This is a genomic window from Chloroflexus aurantiacus J-10-fl (assembly GCF_000018865.1).
GTDB classification, from domain to species: Bacteria; Chloroflexota; Chloroflexia; order Chloroflexales; family Chloroflexaceae; genus Chloroflexus; species Chloroflexus aurantiacus.
Window position 1 is genome coordinate 568858 of record NC_010175.1, and the last position, 17714, is coordinate 586571.

18 protein-coding genes are annotated in these 17714 nt (G+C 55.3%); 5 read left to right on the forward strand and 13 right to left on the reverse strand.

Annotated elements, in window-relative coordinates; all coding sequences use genetic code 11:
- Positions 1-6: 6 nt before the first annotated feature.
- From CAUR_RS02245 to CAUR_RS02275, 7 genes are all read right to left on the reverse strand, one after another.
- Entirely contained in the window at positions 7-1500 is a 1494-nt protein-coding gene (locus CAUR_RS02245; RefSeq protein ID WP_012256346.1) for a cryptochrome/photolyase family protein, read from the reverse strand.
- Between the two features lie 900 nt (positions 1501-2400).
- Entirely contained in the window at positions 2401-2847 is a 447-nt protein-coding gene (locus CAUR_RS02250) for a hypothetical protein (protein WP_012256347.1), read from the reverse strand.
- 278 nt (positions 2848-3125) lie between these two features.
- Complete coding sequence (locus CAUR_RS02255; protein WP_164927833.1) at positions 3126-3935, reverse strand: alpha/beta hydrolase family protein; 810 nt, start codon at positions 3933-3935, stop codon at positions 3126-3128.
- A 2-nt stretch (positions 3936-3937) separates the two neighbouring features.
- Positions 3938-4300, reverse strand: a complete 363-nt coding sequence (locus CAUR_RS02260) for a hypothetical protein (RefSeq protein WP_012256349.1) — start codon at positions 4298-4300, stop codon at positions 3938-3940.
- Positions 4301-4333: 33 nt separating this feature from the next.
- Positions 4334-5605 (reverse strand): serine--tRNA ligase, encoded by a 1272-nt coding sequence (gene serS, locus CAUR_RS02265; RefSeq protein ID WP_012256350.1) that lies wholly within the window; start codon positions 5603-5605, stop codon positions 4334-4336.
- A gap of 77 nt (positions 5606-5682) precedes the next feature.
- On the reverse strand, positions 5683-6180 hold the full coding sequence (locus CAUR_RS02270; RefSeq protein ID WP_012256351.1) for an NUDIX hydrolase: 498 nt from the start codon (positions 6178-6180) through the stop codon (positions 5683-5685).
- 17 nt (positions 6181-6197) lie between these two features.
- Positions 6198-6677 carry an NUDIX domain-containing protein gene (locus tag CAUR_RS02275; RefSeq protein ID WP_242605029.1) on the reverse strand — a complete coding sequence of 160 codons (480 nt, stop codon included), beginning with the start codon at positions 6675-6677 and terminating at the stop codon, positions 6198-6200.
- A gap of 926 nt (positions 6678-7603) precedes the next feature.
- On the opposite strand from CAUR_RS02275, the gene radA reads away from it, so the two are divergent.
- From radA to dtd, 3 genes are read left to right on the forward strand one after another with little or no spacing between them, the layout of a single operon-like run.
- Positions 7604-9007: a DNA repair protein RadA gene (radA, locus tag CAUR_RS02280; protein WP_164927834.1), complete on the forward strand. Its 1404-nt coding sequence runs from the start codon at positions 7604-7606 to the stop codon at positions 9005-9007.
- A 3-nt stretch (positions 9008-9010) separates the two neighbouring features.
- Entirely contained in the window at positions 9011-10105 is a 1095-nt protein-coding gene (locus tag CAUR_RS02285) for a PIN/TRAM domain-containing protein (RefSeq protein WP_012256354.1), read from the forward strand.
- Positions 10105-10587 (forward strand): D-aminoacyl-tRNA deacylase, encoded by a 483-nt coding sequence (dtd, locus tag CAUR_RS02290; RefSeq protein ID WP_012256355.1) that lies wholly within the window; start codon positions 10105-10107, stop codon positions 10585-10587. Before CAUR_RS02285 ends, dtd begins: the two co-directional genes overlap by 1 nt.
- Positions 10588-10905: 318 nt before the next feature.
- On the opposite strand, the gene CAUR_RS02295 is transcribed toward dtd, so the two are convergent.
- Positions 10906-11751, reverse strand: coding sequence for an MgtC/SapB family protein (locus CAUR_RS02295; protein WP_242605030.1), 846 nt, complete (start codon positions 11749-11751; stop codon positions 10906-10908).
- Between the two features lie 354 nt (positions 11752-12105).
- Between CAUR_RS02295 and CAUR_RS02300 the strand changes: the two genes are divergently transcribed.
- The gene (locus CAUR_RS02300) at positions 12106-12315 is read left to right on the forward strand and encodes a hypothetical protein (RefSeq protein ID WP_044233396.1); all 210 of its coding nucleotides are present in this window, start codon (positions 12106-12108) and stop codon (positions 12313-12315) included.
- A gap of 729 nt (positions 12316-13044) precedes the next feature.
- Here CAUR_RS02300 and CAUR_RS02305 read toward each other — a convergent pair.
- The 5 genes from CAUR_RS02305 to CAUR_RS02325 all read right to left on the reverse strand — a co-directional run bounded on the left by CAUR_RS02305 (position 13045) and on the right by CAUR_RS02325 (position 17118).
- Complete coding sequence (locus CAUR_RS02305) at positions 13045-13380, reverse strand: hypothetical protein (RefSeq protein WP_012256357.1); 336 nt, start codon at positions 13378-13380, stop codon at positions 13045-13047.
- Positions 13381-13463: 83 nt separating this feature from the next.
- On the reverse strand, positions 13464-14408 hold the full coding sequence (locus CAUR_RS02310; protein ID WP_012256358.1) for a magnesium transporter CorA family protein: 945 nt from the start codon (positions 14406-14408) through the stop codon (positions 13464-13466).
- Positions 14409-14761: 353 nt separating this feature from the next.
- On the reverse strand, positions 14762-15661 hold the full coding sequence (locus CAUR_RS02315; RefSeq protein WP_012256360.1) for a CorA family divalent cation transporter: 900 nt from the start codon (positions 15659-15661) through the stop codon (positions 14762-14764).
- A complete protein-coding gene (locus tag CAUR_RS02320; RefSeq protein WP_012256361.1) occupies positions 15658-16593 on the reverse strand; it encodes a magnesium transporter CorA family protein in 936 nt (311 codons plus the stop codon). Before CAUR_RS02320 ends, CAUR_RS02315 begins: the two co-directional genes overlap by 4 nt.
- A gap of 96 nt (positions 16594-16689) precedes the next feature.
- The gene (locus tag CAUR_RS02325; RefSeq protein WP_012256362.1) at positions 16690-17118 is read right to left on the reverse strand and encodes a ferritin family protein; all 429 of its coding nucleotides are present in this window, start codon (positions 17116-17118) and stop codon (positions 16690-16692) included.
- Between the two features lie 255 nt (positions 17119-17373).
- Between CAUR_RS02325 and CAUR_RS02330 the strand changes: the two genes are divergently transcribed.
- Positions 17374-17550: a hypothetical protein gene (locus CAUR_RS02330; protein ID WP_157866363.1), complete on the forward strand. Its 177-nt coding sequence runs from the start codon at positions 17374-17376 to the stop codon at positions 17548-17550.
- Positions 17551-17714 lie beyond the last annotated feature (164 nt).

The window sequence follows — 17714 nt, forward strand, 5'->3', positions numbered from 1 at the left end:
GCCCCCTCACAGTGCTTCGATCTGCGCCAGAATGGTCGCCGCTTGAGCCATAATCGCCTGGCGCTCCGCTTCAGTGATCCGGCGCAGGCCGAGTACTGCCGGCCCCAGCCGTGGATTGGCACGAAGTGTGGCTTCATGCACAATCAGAAAATGCCAGTACAGCGTATTGAATGGGCATGCGCGTGGCCCGATACGCGCTTTACGGTCATAAAAACATCCCCGACAGTAGTCACTCATCTTGTCAATATACGCTGCACTGGCAAGGTAAGGCTTGGTCGCAGTCCGTCCGCCATCGGCATTCAAGCCCATGCCGATCACGTTGGGCGTGACAACCCACTCATACGCATCAATGTAGCATTCGAGAAACCAGGCGTTTACCTCTTGGGGACGGATTCCGGCCAGCAGCGCAAAGTTGCACAGCACCATCAGCCGCTCGATATGATGGCAATAACCGCTGCGTAATACCTTCTTGATTACGCAGCTTAAACAGTGCATCCGTGTTTCGCCATGCCAGTACCAGCCCGGCAACGGTCGTTCTGCCTGCCATGCATTAGCCGACAACAAATCGGGCATCAATTCCCAGTAACGGTAGTAGATGTATTCACGCCAGCCGATAATCTGCCGTACAAAACCTTCGACCGACGCCAGCGGAGCTTTGCCCGCGTGATACGCCGCTACAGCGGCAGTTGCTGTCTCCAGCGGATCGAGCAGGCCAATGTTGAGCAGCGGCGAGAGCTGGGAGTGGAAGAGCAGGTCGTGATCGGCACTCATCGCATCTTCAAACGGGCCAAAGTCGGCGAGCCGATGCGCGATAAAATCGTCAAGTGCAACCAGCGCCTGCGCTCGCGTTACCGGCAGATCAAAATCATCCGCTGAACCGATGGCATTCGGACAACTGCGCGCCAGATCGGCAATCACCTGCTGCGTGATCGTATCTGCCGGAAAACGTACCGGTGCTGGAACCGGACGACCATCGTAGCGCCGCCGGTTTTCGTGATCGAGATTCCAGACACCGCCGGTCGGTTCGCCATCTGGCTCGATCAACAGACCGGTCTGTCGACGCATTGCCCGGTAGAATGGCTCCATCAGTGCCGGTGAACGGGTCGGCGGGTGGCGTTCCACCAGGAAGAGGGTATTGGGTAGCATGGTGACGGGAATGCCCAGATCGTGTTCCAGGCGTTGTTGAAACTGGCGGGTGTCGTACTCGGCGGCAGCCATGCAGATCAAATGGCGCACCCCGAAGGTCGCAACATGATCGCGCAACCCGCTGAGAAAATCCGGCGCAGAGCGCAGATCAACCTCATACCCGGCGGCGCGTAACTCGCCGGCATAATGACGCATTGCACTGATGATGAGCACAAGTTTGCGGCGGTGATACGGTCGCTGATTGAGACGGGCCAGCGACTCGATCATCACGACCCGCCTTCCGGCTACCAGACCGGGATGGTGGGGGCTGAGTTGATCACCGAGTATCCAGACCGATTCGTGCGCAAGAGTCATGGTGCGTTATTCCAGGGGCATAACGGATACGTGCTATGATTCATCATAACATCAATTCAGCCAGAAGGTCATCGCTACATCGTAAATCCGTATGGCACGCACCAGGCCGTACTCTCGCTTTCGTTGCATCCCGCGTATGGCACCGTGAATGGGATAATGCAACATCCGTAGGGGCGGTTTCAGAACCCGCCCCTACCGAACCCGCCCATCCGTATGATGCAGGTGCATCCCACGGATCGTCTCGTCACGGAGAGGACGGGCAGCAGGGGCAGGCGCGGAACCCGCCCTACCGCCACACGCACCGAACGTCACAGCGCATCTCACATCTGCACGGCACGCACCAGACCGTACTCTCGCTTTCGTCGCATCCCGCGTATGGCACCGTGAATGGGATAATGCCACATCCGTAGGGGCGGGTTGAGAACCCGCCCCTACCGAACCCGCCCATCCGTATGATGCAGGTGCACCCCACGGATCGTCTCGTCACAAAGAAGACGGGCAGCAGGGGCAGGCGCGGAACCCGCCCTACCGCCACACGCACCGAACGTCACAGCGCGTCTCACATCTGCACGGCACGCACCAGGCCGTACTCTCGCTTTCACCGCATCCCGTGTATGGCACCGTGAATGGGATAATGCCACATCCGTAGGGGCGGGTTGAGAACCCGCCCCTACCGAACCCGCCCATCCGTATGATGCAGGTGCATCCCCATGGATCGTCGCGGAGGGGATGGTTAATCGCGGATCACCCCATATCGGGTGCCCGCCAGGGATGAACAAGACTTGATATTACAAAGCTAATGACTACACCGCAACGAATGAGGAGGTACCTTGCAGTAACGAGGAATATTCAACAGCATACCGTGCGTTCATCAGGTGTGGGCAACGGATATGGCAGCCTCTACTGTCGAAACAGCCGGTCGAGCGCTGCGTTCCACGCCTTCATCCGCTCCGGGTCGCCACCAACATCTGGATGATGCAGGCGTGCCATCGCTTTGCGAATGGCGTTTGCTTCATCTTCACTGATCTGACCAACCAGCGAACTAATGTCAATTGCCGCCCCTGGTCGAATCTCTTCGTGCAACGAAGATTCGAGACGTTGGGCGCGGGCACGCCACATATCTCGCTCGTGACAGAGCACAGTGTTTTCGCGCATCGTCTCGGTGAGCGTCTCAACCATCTTGGCATGAGCACGTTGGGCTTCTTGCGCCGCGGCTATCGCCTTCTCCAATTGACGACGCAACGTTCGGATCAGCGCCTGAGCTTCACTCAGTTCACGGCGCAGTATCTCCATCTCCCGTTGAGCGTAACTGTCGCTGGTTGGCGTTAACTCATCCGAGGTTAACACACGTCACTCCTCTACCGTACTCTTATTGTATCTAGTATAACGCACCTTGGAACGACCGGCATGACTTTTTTATTATACCGCATAAAAAGCGGTGCGGGTCGCGGGGCATTGCCGCCGCGACCCATTACACATGTGGCAACGGCCACTTTCTGGTGGCCGTAAGGGGATTATGGGGAGCAACAGTGAGGATTGGGAGGATACATGTCGGGCGATGTCTGTTGCTCCATCGCTCGACCTGTGAAAAGTATAGCAAATCAAGATACAGGCGTCTATCCGCCTTAAGACCGATTTAGGGAACATGCCTTGTCAATCGTCTGCACGACGGTTTGCCATGCCTGACTATGGGGTGTCGTGAGTTCAAAGTGGCCACATTTGGGCACGATAGTCAGGTGTGCCAGATCGCCAGCCTGACGGGCGGCGTCAACAAAAGCCGCCACATACGAGGCCGGTACAATCGGGTCATCACCACCCACGAGGTGATAGTGTGGTATGTCGAGTGGTAGACGTGCGTGAGGTGATGCTTCAGCGCAGCGTGATTCTTCGTTGTCGATCAGTTCCAGACAGGCAGTGCCACAGGCCGTAGCGGTGACACCCCGGCGTAGATCGGCAACTGCCGCCAGTGCCACCACACCGTGTACCGGTAACGGATGGGGGATGTACAATGGGCTGGTGGGAGGAAGTTTTGGCCGCGTAGCCAGCCAGAGTGCCAGATGTCCGCCGGCTGAATGGCCAACAACCACGACCCGATTCAGGTCGAGCGGATAGTGTTCCGCCAATACCCGCAGATGATCGGCACCGGCAGCAACGTCAAGAAACGTGGACGGCCACCCGCCACCATTCCCCAGCCGACGGTACTCCAGATTCCACACGGCATAACCGCGTGCGCGTAACGCTGCACAACACTCACCAAGCGGGGTGAGGGGGTAAGCGGCCTGCCAGCAGCCGCCATGAATCATCATCACGACCGGCGCCGGGTGTACCTGTGCAGGCAAATACAGATCGCCAAACTGATCGGGGTGATCTCCGTAGCGAATACTAACGTCAGGCGAAACAACCGGTTGCGCCAGATAATCGCTTACTGTCAGCATGATCATTCAGCTTCAGCCCAGGCCAGATAATCGGCCAGCGACCCATTAAAATAGACGTGGACAACCTGGTTGAAGGTAATTCGACTCACCGCATCCCAGACCTCATCGGGATCGGTGCTGTAGGCAACCAGCATCGCCTGCTCAGGATGTTCTTCGTCTTCGCCGGGAGGAATCACCAATGCCAGCCACTGGCCGGGGTAGCGCTGTTCGATCAGCGCTACCGGCTCCACCCGACCTCGTTCGACCATCCCGGTGTATGGGCAACCACACCCACAATCTGGCCCACAACTGCTATGATCACCGGTACCACAACTCGGACTGGTACCACCGTGCATTGCGCTGGTGAGCTGAATCACAACCGGCATAGGCGTCGTTTCCTGCTTGATGCGGATCGCAGCTTATGGCCCGATCCGTTCCATACCACCCATATATGGCCGTAACACCTCAGGTATCAGGATACTTCCGTCTTCCTGCTGATAATTCTCCATAATCGCGATGATTGTGCGCGGTAACCCCAATCCTGAACCGTTCAGCGTGTGTAAAAACTCAGGCTTTGCTCCCGGTTCAGGTCGGTAGCGCAAATTGGCGCGTCGGGCCTGAAATGCTTCCACATTCGAGCACGAACTGACTTCAAGCCATTCGCCCACACCCGGCGCCCAAACTTCAATGTCGTAGGTCTTGGTTGAACCAAAACCGAGATCGCCGGTACAGAGCAGTTTAGTGCGGAACGGCAATCCTAACCGGCGGGCACACTCTTCAGCATCGCGGCGCAGTTTTTCGAGCGCCTGATAGCTCTGATCAGGCGTCACGAACATATACATCTCAACCTTGTCGAACTGATGGCCGCGCTTGATACCACGCACATCACGCCCGGCGCTAAGCTGCTCTTTGCGGAAACAGGGCGTATAGGCAACGTGATAGATCGGCAACTGACTCGCGTCGAGGATTTCATCGGCGTAGAGACTGGTCAACGGAACTTCTGCCGTTGGCACCAGCCATAAACCCGACTCTTCGTCGCGGTAGAGGTTATCGCGGAACTTCGGCAACTGACCTGATGCCCACAACACCGACTCTTTGACCACAAAGGGTGTGTACACTTCCTGGTAACCCTGTTCCAGGTGCAGATCGATCAACCACTGAATAACAGCGCGCTGAAGGCGGGCGCCTGCCCCACGCATCACGTAGAAACGGGAACCGGCCAGCTTCACCCCGCGTTCAAAATCGATGATGCCTAACGCTTCACCCAATTCCCAGTGCGGACGGGCCGGGAAGGGCAACTGCCGCTCTTCACCCTCCTGATAGATCACCACATTGTCGCGATCATCAACCCCATCGGGAACATCAGGATGGGGCAGATTGCGAATTTCGAGCATCACTGCCCGCTGCTGCTCTTCCACCTCGGCCAGTTGCCGGTCGAGCGCGGCGATTTCATCACCCAACTGGCGCATCGCATCTATCTTTGCCTGCCGCTCAGCCGGGTCTTTCATCGCACCAATCTGCTTCGAGACGGTATTACGCTCAGCTTTGCGCGTCTCCACCTCATAAATCAGGCGTCGGCGTTGTTCATCAAAAGCCAGCACCTGATCGACGACTGCCCCATCAACCCCACAACGAGCGAGCCGGCGTTTTACTTCATCGGGTTGTTCACGAATGAGTTTAATGTCAAGCATAGGTTTCTGCCGCAATCCACGACGCTGTCGCACAACAGCGCACCACAATAGGATGAGAGCAATTATACCACGATGCGTTAGCCCGTACCGATCCGGGAGAAGTTCCAGGCCACCGGTTGACCGTTCGCATAAGGCATCACGCCATGGAATGGACGCGGATCGTCATCGAAGACCAGCGGGAGAAAAAATCGATCACCCGGCCACAGGGGAAGGTGCATGACACGCTGGAGCGGTACCCATTCAAGAGTGCCTTCTTCATTAGATGGTGGCGGCTCGCCGGCGAAACGAGTGATTAAGAAGATAAACGCAAACCAGTCTTCACCATGTTTGCCGAACCCCGGCCAGCTTACTGTACCTCGCAATGTCAATTCGAGCGCAGTAATGCCGGCTTCTTCAAACAATTCGCGCTGGATACCGGCAACAATCTCTTCATCGCGTTCGAGCTTACCACCCAGGCCGTTATACTTACCTAAATGTTGATCACCGGGACGGGCATTGCGATGAACCATCAAGACCGATTGCCGGTCGGGCGATAGCACATAACCAAGTGTGGCCAGAATTGGTGTGTAGGGCATAACCACCTCAACAACAACTACCAGGATGCAAAGATTCCACGTTCGCCACGCCGCGCCTCGGCAATCCGCCGCGCACTACCGGCTTCCACGCCTGCGGGCAACTGATCGGGATGAAAGAAGCGCGCATCACAAATCTCCAGATCGCCGGTTGGCGGCACCGGCGGCCCCTCGGCTGCTGCCGTAAATACAATAATATAATCGCTCAGACCGTCTGCCAGATAATGAAAGACCCCATGCAGCGCCGTGATGGTGACCGGGCAGCCACTCTCTTCCAGCGCTTCACGACGGGCAGCATCGGCAGGCGTCTCACCCCGGTCAATAGCACCGCCGGGCAATCCCCACGGCGCTGCTCCTCCGCGATGCCGCACTAGCAAAAATGAATCACCCTGCTGTACAATCACCCGCACACCAATTGCACGCGGACGAAGGACACGCCAGGCAACAAACCGCATATTTATCAGAAACTGGTAGGTCGTCGAAAGTAACCATTCGCGCATGAGATAAGCTCGTTCGTGATACAAACACCCCTATCCTGTAACAGGACAGGGGTACTGTTATACATTTCGTCAGATTGCTGCCTTTTCAATATGCCCATTTACATGATAACACGTGCGAGTGGTGGTGGCAACCTGTATCTGATTGTTGCCAGTCACAACCCGGTCACGACATTTATCCTAAAATTTGAAAGAGTTTATACAGCGTCATCACAACGATGAGCACCCCGAAAGCCTGCTTGAGCCGCTGACCGGGGAGATAGAGGCGAGAACTTATCTCATAAATCTGTACCATTGTGATATTTACCGATAACACCGGCTGATAGCCGTTTACAACACTTCTGAGACGTCATATCCTGCTTCTGGTGTGACCGAAACGATGGAAACAGTGTTGTCATCTATCCACGGCATAATCACGTCCTAAACCGGCCCCTTCTCCATTCACTAATCCACGTGTCACGCAGTGTGGAGTGCGGAAGCCATGCTTCCGCACCCACTGCGCTCGCTGTCCGGCGTATGTCATATCGGGCATCCTGCTAACCACGAGAACGACGTGTGGTTCTGTCCTGCACCCGCCGGATCGCTCCCTTCCCCGTTTGCCAATCCGCTTGTCGCGTAGTGTGGAGTGCGGCAGCTCTGCTTCCGCGCCCACCGTACTCGCTGCCCGACGGCTGAGGTAGCAATTAACCCGTCGTTCACGGGTGCAACGCGCGGCATAATCGTCAAGTGCATGCTCAATGCTTGAGAGAGTAGCAATTAACCCGTCGTTCACGGGTGCAACGCGCGGTTTCTTCCCGCCGTCTAGCATACAAACCCGCCAGTTCAGATGTTGCTTCAGACTGTTGAGCCTCATCTGACTGTATGATACTTCTCAACAGCAACACCTCGCACCGATTCGTTGCCTGCGTATGCGGTGGTATAATGCAGCTATGGCGAAAACACGTACTGTCTTCGTTTGTCAACAATGTGGTGCTCAGCAGAGTCGCTGGATGGGGAAGTGTCCTGAATGCGGCGCGTGGGACAGTCTGGTTGAGCAGATTGTTACGCCTGCCCGTGGCACAGGCGGTCAGCGGGCTGCTACTGTCGGCCAGAATCAACCGATCCGACTGCGCGATGTTCCCCTGACCGACTTTCAGCGGCTGCCCGTCTACGCCGAGGAGTTTGCCCGTGTACTCGGTGGTGGTCTGGTACCCGGCTCGGTGGTGTTGATCGGTGGCGACCCTGGAGTAGGAAAATCAACGCTGCTCGGTCAGGTAGCGGCCCATTTTGCGGCCAGCGTGGGGCCGGCCCTTTACGTGAGTGCCGAAGAGTCGGCGCAACAGATTCGGTTACGCGCCGAACGATTAGGATTAACCGCCGATGACCTCTTTCTCCTGGCCGAAACATCACTTGATCTGATTATTGAACATATCCGTCATTTACGGCCACGACTGGTGATCGTCGACTCGATCCAGACGGTCTATCTCCCCGAATTAACCAGCGCAGCCGGTAGTGTCTCGCAGGTACGCGAGGGTGCCCTTCGCCTGATGCAACTGGCGAAAGAGACTGCCATTCCGATTGTGCTGGTTGGTCACGTAACGAAAGAGGGAGCCATCGCCGGCCCACGTGTCCTCGAACACATTGTTGATGTCGTGCTCTACCTCGAAGGCGACCGGTTTCACCAGTTTCGCCTGTTACGCGGGGGCAAAAATCGCTTCGGTAGCACGAATGAAGTGGGCGTCTTTGAAATGACCGGTGATGGTCTGCGTGAGGTGCGTAATCCGTCGCAGGTCTTTCTCGCCGAACGGAATACGCAAAGCCCTGGTTCGACGGTGACCGTGACGCTAGAGGGAACACGTCCGTTACTGGTAGAAGTACAGGCGTTGACCTCCCATACCGGGAATGCCCAACCTCGTCGTACCACCAATGGCTTTGATCTCAATCGCCTGCTCATGCTGACAGCCGTGCTCTCCAAACGAGTAGGGCTGCCGTTATTCAATCAAGACCTTTATGTCAACATTGTCGGTGGTCTGCGTATCGGTGAACCGGCAGCCGATCTGGCAGTTGCACTGGCGATTGCGTCCTCATACCGCAACCAGCGGATTGATCCCGATCTGGTCTGCCTTGGTGAAATCGGGTTGTCAGGCGAACTGCGTAGTGTCAGTCAGCTTGAGCGTCGCCTGAGCGAAGCAGCAAAGCTGGGATTTCGGCGAGCAATTGTGCCCGCACACTCCACGCCTGACCGGGCAGACGGTCTCACCATCACACCGGTACGCTCACTATCCGAAGCGGTCGAACTCCTCACCCGCAAAGGAATAGCTTCGTCATCCTCGCCAGCCATCGAACAAGGGTGAGCTATGAGACTAAGTCTCGATCTTATTGTGCGTTTATTCGGTTTTAGTTGGATGGCCTATCTGGGGTTTTGGGTTGGTCATTCACTCTCCGGCCCAACACCAAATTCCGATCAAGTACTTGCCACCCTGCTCCTCACCCTTGCCGGTGGTGGTCTTGGCCTGATTCTGGCCCCGCGTATCATCGCCGACCCACTTCGTTCCCTCTTTCGTCAGGCACGCACTATACCGTTGCACGAAGTTGTTCTGATCACGATAGGGATTAGTATTGGTGGCGTTCTCGGTGCATTGTTCACAGTGCCGCTGGCCATGCTACCGGCACCGTATGGCAATCTGTTGCCGGGCATTGTGACGGCGATCATGGTCTACTTTGGCGCTGCGATCCTTTATTTACGCAAACGTGAGTTTGTTGATCTGGTGAACCGCTGGCGACAGCCACGCTCACAGCCGCCCTCTCCCCCCCAGTCTTTACATTCCGAATCTCCCTCTGCGCTCCCATCGACACGCCGCTACCTGCTTGATACCAGTGCGATTATCGACGGCCGGATTGCAGCCGTGGTGCGCACCGGGTTTATGGAAGGATCGCTCCTGATCCCCTCGTTTGTGTTGACCGAGTTGCAAATGCTGGCCGACTCCAACGATGACTTACGGCGACAGAAGGGCCGTCGTGGGCTTGAGTTGCTCAATCAGATGCAACAATCATCACCATTGCCGATTGAAATTGTCAGTCACGATGTTCCCGACTCCCTGCGTGTTGATGACAAGTTAATCGAATTAGCCCGGCAGTATCACTGTCCAATTATTACCAACGACTATAATCTCAATCGGGTTGCCGGTTTGCAGGGAGTAACTGTCTTGAGCATCAATCAGTTGAGCGACGCTCTTCGCCCACCGGTCATGCAGGATCAGCGACTTCAGGTGTTGATCCGCAACGAAGGCAATACCCGCCAGCAAGGGGTCGGCTATCTTGATGACGGAACACCAGTGATCGTTGAGAATGCCCGACATCTTATCGGCCACACCATTGAGGTTGTAGTCACTCGTATCCATCAAACCCAAACTGGACGTCTGGTCTTTGCAATTCCGGTAGAGGAAACCTGATGCGCGCAGTCATTCAGCGAGTCCGTGAAGCATCTGTCACCGTCGCGGGTGAAGTAGTAGGAGCGATTGGCAATGGCCTGTTGATCCTGCTCGGCGTGTGCCATACCGATACAGCGGAAGATGTAGAGTTGCTGGCAGAGAAGATTGCTCAGCTGCGGATTTTCAGCGATCACGAGGGGAAGTTTAATCTCTCGCTGCTCGATGTTGGTGGGGCCGCGCTGGTCGTATCGCAGTTTACCCTTTATGCCGACACGCGCAAGGGTCGTCGTCCAAGCTTCACGGCGGCTGCCCGGCCTGAGATTGCTGCGCCGCTGGTTGATGCTTTTGCCGCTGCACTCCGGGCACGTAACATCCCGGTTGCTACCGGTGTCTTCGGCGCTATGATGCAGGTCGCTCTGATCAACGACGGCCCCGTTACCCTGGTCATCGACAGCGCCGAACTACGCCTGCCGCGGCGAGCCGGTAGCAGAGTCGATAGTTAGTAGTTATCGCATGCATCGTGAAAAAATTACACACTCATGATCGTCCCAACGTGGCATAGGCTTACGATCTGCAAGAAGGACCTCCGGTGTTCAAACTAACAGGGAGTACGAGAAGGCCAGACCCACCCGCCAGGAGATCGCCATCAGGTATCGCCGGGATCGCGCCCTGGATACCGCTCAGATTGCCCCTGTCGTAGGTCACCGTGTCACGTAGAACCGAGTCGTTCAAGCCAGTGTCGAAGGTGTTCTGGAACATCGCCTGGTGGATGCATGCGATTCGATCATTGGTCAAGAGGATGACGTGCTTAATGACGACACTCAGCGGCTCCGCTCAGTTTGCGACCCAGGAACAGCTTCATCAGGATCATTCAGATCGCGGAGCAACGTCGCATCTTTCAGGTTGAGCGGTACAATCGTATCATCCTTCTGAACCTCGTCGCTTTCATCCATCGTCGTCGGTTCATCTAGCGGCGTAATCGCCGTTTCGACCTGGACAACATACTTCTTAAGCGTCAGGAGTTGCCGTGCAAGCAGCGGTGCCTGCTCCGCGCTCAAGGTACGCGCCAGCTCAACGTCCAGTAAGGCGGAAGTACCAGCCCCGGGAAGAACCGTCGCCCGTTTCACCGGCACTCCGAGGCGAACAAGTGCATCAAGTGCCTTGCCAACTGACCGACTATCATCGCGCAGATGAATGCGCAGACGACTGATCGGCCCGCCAAAGTTGAGTCGCCTTTCAAACCATTCAAGAACCGTAAGGGTGAATAAAAAGAGCAACGTCCCAGCAATGGCAAGCCATCCCAGACCGACGGCAACAGTGATACCGATCCCTGCGCATCCCCACAACGTCGCCGCCGTTGTCAGGCCGCGTACAGTGGTTCCATGGCGCAGAATTGCGCCTGCACCCATAAAGCCAATCCCTGAGACCACATAGCTTGCCACACGTAGGGCATCACGTTCGCTACTCAACTCGGCAAAGCCATAAGCACCGGCCATTGTGACCAGACAGGCACCAATCCCGACCAGAATGTGTGGCCGAAAGCCACTTGCCCGCTCGTGTCCAGAACGTTCGAGGCCCACCAGCCCTGACAGTACCAGTGTCAGCAGCAGTCGACCTAACAGATTGGCATCAAAAGGCCCCATGATCCGTATAAGCTCGAGTCCCATATCTTGTATCATGTAATGCTCCCTTCATCCTAATTGGCGATCATAGCTGCAACTCTCGCACCATTCTCCAGGAGAGGCAAACGACTACTGCGTGCGCCGAATTCAAACAGTTCGGCGCAGCGGCTCCGGTCAATCGCAGTATCCATTGTTGGCTGTTGGCGTCATCCTCCCCACGCACCCAGTCCCTCAGCTCGCTTTGGAAACACTCATACGACACCCGGTAGTCCAGCCGGTTCTTCTGCCCACTTTAGATGTGAGCAATGAGCGCGACCAGCCTTGTTAAATGCTCGACAGATCTTCTCCTTACGCTCCCTATGTCGCTACCAGCCAGCTTTGTCCCCCTTGGCAGAAGCCATGCTATCTCGCATCAGTGAGTGGAAAGAGATCACCCACAGCAAGCTGTATCTCATTCGCGAGGGTTGGTTGATCGTCACGACCCCTATCCGGCCCGGTATCTATCCGTTCGATCAGGTCGAGCATCTGGGTGATCTCTGCTATGGCAGCCGCATGCCTGGACTGAAGTGTGCGACGTTCATCGCTTCAATAATATCAAATCTCCATTGATATAGTACATCACTGCTGATGGAATCATCGCTGTTCATCAGTTCAGTGATAGCAGTTTCCTCGCTCCGAAGGGGAGGCTTCCTGCCTACGCTTGTCCATTACCTGTACCACTGTCACGAGACCGGAGCAGAAAGAGGCTGATGAGCAGGCTGAACGCCCGCTCCGCGATCCGCGCACCGCTCACGCGCAGTCCGTGCATCACAGATAATCAAGCCAGACGGACGTACTCTACACGCATGTTGCCTCCATGACCAGCAAGGAAACCGCTGGAACCCGCCCCTGATCGTGAGCACGGCTGGTGTGGAAGCCACGCTGCCGCGCTCCACACCACACGACACAGGCAACCCTACCTGGCAGAGGTATCCTCTCCGGAACGTGATCCTGCGGCGTGCGGAACGACAATGCTGGTTTTGCGCATCCACGCTCAGGTGTGGTGCCAGGGTGATCGTCGAATTACGTGTTATGAACGCTACTACACCAGATTTGATATAAGTTCCGGGGCCAACCGTAATCTTCTAGCTCCGTGAGCAACTGCTCACACGGCGCACGGTAATTGGGATGTGCAGAGAAGAATGCGCTAGATTACGTTACTGTGGTACTCAATTCTTCTTAATTTCTTATCAAGCAGCATCTGTCACCTTGATAAGCCCTTGCTTAAGCCGTGCAAGCCCCGTGGAGACTTTCACGGCCTTGGCAAGGGTTTATGATGACGAACCCTCCGCTGATAAATTACCTTGCTGCCGGCTCGTCCTGAGGCGATTCGTTTATAGTGGTTTCGACTTGCTGCGGCAGCTCTGCTATGACGTATCTGCCATACAGGTGCAACCCGGCAAAACTGCCCAGGATTAGCAAGTACAACACGATGACAGCCTGAATGATCTCTCGCTCGAGCTGTGCCGTGCGAGAGCGGTTGGTACGGGCTTGTGCGATGGCTTCACGTCGTCGCTGTGCGGCTCCAGCGACATCGTCCTGAAGCGTCAGATCGGCGTTCCCAACAAGGCCAAAACCAGTCGTGCTGTTAAATGTCTCGTCTGCTGTTTTTGTTTCATTCGAGAACTTCTTCATAATCGTTACCTCCTTGTGTGATAGGCTATCACTGGTGTTTTAAGACGTCTGCAAATCACCCACAGAAACGTGTATCCTATCAGTTACCTCAGCAATCCACGCTGTTTGACATAGATGAGTGGCAGCAGCGCCAACAATGCTGTTAGAGCGATAACCATAGGCTCGCCATACTGCCACTCCAGAATGGGCATGTATGCAAAATTCATGCTGTAGTACGTCGAAATGAGCAGAGCGGGCATAAACACGGCAGTGAGCACTGAAAACACCTTGACAATCTGATTCTGCTTGACGCTCAGCGCCAGGTTATTGGACGTTTGTAACAAGCGAACGCGGTCATGGACAAAATGCACGTGCTCCTCGATCTCTTCGATGTCATCAATGAGGGTGAGGTAAAGCTGCTTGAGATGGAAAGACTCCTGCGGAAGACGCGCCAGTGTCTGTCTCGCCACCAATGCAAGTTGCAGTTGGGTCTGGATACACTGTGAGAGCAGGTCCTCAACTGTGCCCAACTCAACCTGTGTCGCTACAACATCGCTGACCCCGAAGTCTCGCTCGTTCGACTCAAGGCTGTGAAGAACCGCATTCGTCTGTACCAGCGCCTCTCCAAGCTCCTCGTTCAGCAAATCGATCAGTTCATCGGTGGCATCGTTGATTGACTGTAGGACAACAGCAAAGGCGTCGAATGGATCGTTATCGCGACCATCACGCTGCATCCGCGACACCGCCACTCTTAACGGCTTGGGGCTGGGATCTGGTTCCAGGGACACAAGAATCTCTCGCCCAAGCACAAAAACAACTTTGCTGATCATCTTCTTGCTGCCCTCGACGCTCAAAAACGTCAACGGGTAAATCAGGAATTCCCCTTCCTGGCAAAGGCCACTCTTCAAAGCCTGGACAACGTCAATGCCCAGACGTTGCTTAATCGCTGCAAGTGCGTCCGTCTGAGTGATGCTGACACGCAGCCAACGATCAACCGAAGGTGTCTGATTGGCGGAAACTGGAAGCGAAAGCAATTCGTTCTGGCTCATTGTGATTCTCCTTCTCCGTCTGACGGATTGCTCTGGGGAGTAGCAATCTCCTCAACGTAAAAACTCTTATGCGTACCCGATGTTGAAGACGTCCGCGTTTCCAGATGGTAGTTGCCAAAATGCAGCGCAGCCACAATCGCAATCATAAGACCCCAGGCGAGACCCATCATGAGGAATGATAATCGTTCGTAACGAGTCCAGCGTGTTGATGGCTTGTCTCGAAGTGCCCGACTCTGCGCACGGCGTGCGTCCCGCGTCCACACCAAAGGTTCTGCAGGAGTGTCTACGCTACCAGACCATCTGTTGTAAGTAAACTGTTGCACCGTTGGACCTCCTTTCATTCATGTATAGGGTCATCTGAGCGCTCCCGTTTGTCTAATGATGATCACAGGCACTGCCGTCACCAATAGCACGCCCAGCATCTGTACCAATGAAGAGGCAAACCACGACAACTCTGGCATGAACTGAAAGTTCTGCCCATACCAGTTGATCAAGGCGGTAGCTGGTACAAATATGGCCCATAGTACTGTGAACACCTTGACTACATTCAGGTCGCTCATAGCGACGGTCTCTCGCGCCGCCGTTTGATGAAACCGCTGTCTCTCTTGCATGAAGCGTGCCCGCCGTTGCACGTTTTCGATTTCAGTGATCAATTCATCAACATGATCAACGGTCAGGGATGACTGCCGAAGAACTGCGCGGCGTAACTGACGCCCTGACCGCTCCAGATCGTCTAACGATTGCAATACGAAAGACAGGGGAGCGTTTAGCCGCGAGAGACGGGCGTCTAAGTTTTCTACATCCTCAACTCCGCTCGCTTCATCAGTACCAACCTTCATCAGGAAGCCAGCACTAATGCACCCGGCTACGCTCAACTCATCGTCGATTACATCGAGTACGTTTGCTGTCTGGAATACCAACTGATGTAAGAGTGCCAACGCTGTTGCATGGGAGCTTTCAAATGAAAGCCCCTGGCTCCAAATCCACTTACGTGCCTGACCCGCCCACAGCTCGCTGTGAATTGGCTCCACTGTGTAGAGGGGCGTCTGATCGTCACGCAGAAGCCAGAATATATCTGTCACCAACAGGCGCGATCCTTCGAGCCTGGCACAGCGAATGCGCAGGATGTCTTCAGACCGAACAATGGCCTCTGGTATCAGGGACAATTCGTGCGTGCGAGCTACCTCCTCAAGCTCCTGCTGATTGCTTGCCCGTAGACGAACCCATGCGGGTAGTTCATTAACTGTTGTCATCGCATCCACCCCTTCTTTTTGATGTAAAACAACGGTAGAATTGCGCTTAAACCCGTAAGGACGATAACTGCCCATTCTCCCCATGGCAGGAACAACTCGGGCATTTCAGCAAAGTTCTGTCCATAAAAGGCAGCAACCAGGGTTGGTGGCGTGAAGACCGCTGTCACGATAGTGAAAACTTTGATAACATTGTTTTGCTTAAGATCGAGCATGGTCATCAACGATTGCTGAAGATTGCGAATCTTGCCATGCTGAAATTGTGCATAGCGTCGCAAGCTGTGTATATCCGATACCAGCGTAGGTAGCGCCTGACCGAACCGCCTGCTGCTCTCGATGCGTCGTAACCAGCGAACCGCTCGGGCGATCATCATCTGGCTCTCGACTGTCTTTGCAACCAGTTCCTCAGCTTCAGCCAGTTTGGCCACCATATCAGCAATATCCGCGACACCAACCTGACGCCCTGCCATCTGGTAACCACCACCTGCGCTGGCTACGGATGCACCAGTTTCGTCGAGACGCTCGGAAATCTCTCGAATAGTCGCATGAGCTGTGTCGTTGAGCGATTGCAGCACAAGAAACAGGACAGAGGCCGGATCATGGCTATTGCCAGCCTGAACTTCTTCAAGCAAGATCCGGCTTGCCACATCCAACGTGCCAGGATGCGTCTCGAGACTAATGAGCACTGACTTACCCAGGGCGAACACCACATTCGTCTCGCGGTATTCATGTTCCCGGTGAACTATCAGGTTCACCGGGATGATCAAAAAACCATACTCCTCAACTGTCGCACGTCTGGAACTTACCAACAGATCGATACCGTACACACGCTTCACCTCTGCCAGTCGATCATCTTGATGCCGGAATAACCTCATCCAACCGGCTTGAAGCAGATGATCGTGCGCCGATGTAGCAGCGATTGCATTCGTCGTCATCGCAGGTCTCCTCTCTAAAACTCGTAACACTCCTGGTGGCATAACACCTGGTTATAAGGGATTGCTGGTTGTGGAGATTTGCGACACCTTCAATCCCTACCGCCGTGTACGTCCTATCGCGTAACCGTTAGCACGATTATCGAAGTCTGCCCATTTACGCAGGAGTAGAACCGCATCCAGGATTGCCCGCACATCACGCCGCTCAATCCATTCCGCCCAGCGCAGGGCAACGACAATGCCACAGCGCGGCAACAGCCAGAGCCAGAATCGGTCTATCGCACTGCCAGAAGGTGGCAACGGCGCATGAAGACGAGCCAGGGTACGTCGGTAGCGCTGCTGGTGTGCGCGTTTCGCATTAGCGAGAGTCAACAGCATAATCCTACGCTGCTCGTCGGGTGCTCTGGCCGCGAGTTGCTGGTAGAGCAGTTTCAGAGTTTCGTGATGACGCCAGGCCCGCTGCACTGCAAATACCAGTTCGGCCCGCAGTTCGAGCCGACTGGTAATGTAAGGTAGGATTAATCGCATGTTTCACCTCCTGGGCGCATACGCTCTGCGCCTGCATCTTATCGCTTGGTTACGCCTCGGATGAGGTCATCCTGAGAACCGAACATCCCCGCCGTGAGAGCTACATCTTGTACAATGTCCGCTTTAGCCAGGTGAAGAGAAGGGCGGGACACTCGTGGCGGCGAGCCAGCAATCAACCGATCTGATTGGTGCGCAGCCGATGAAACTCGAACGAAGGTTGCCTTAAGATGGTTGTTCTCATCAAGAATCCAGCGAATGATCAGCATCACTCCCCTCCTCTCATTCATGCGCCGACCGCGCTTGCAGGCGCACTACAGTTGTCTACTCGATCCACGCAAATGGCGGGCACGACGAATCAAGCCGGAAGCCAATAACGGCCACCGAAGCGAAAACGAGCACACCACACCTGAACTATCGGCAACCTACCGATAGCACAACGATGGGATTGTGTGGTCTGATGTTGTGAACCAAGTGGAAGGCAGTGGCGTAGTACCGGGGGACGACGTGCTTCTGATTGGGCAGATCAACACGTCTGGTCTACGCTTGAAACAAACGGCCCTGGTCAGACTGGCTTACCAGGGCATCGCAACAAGTGA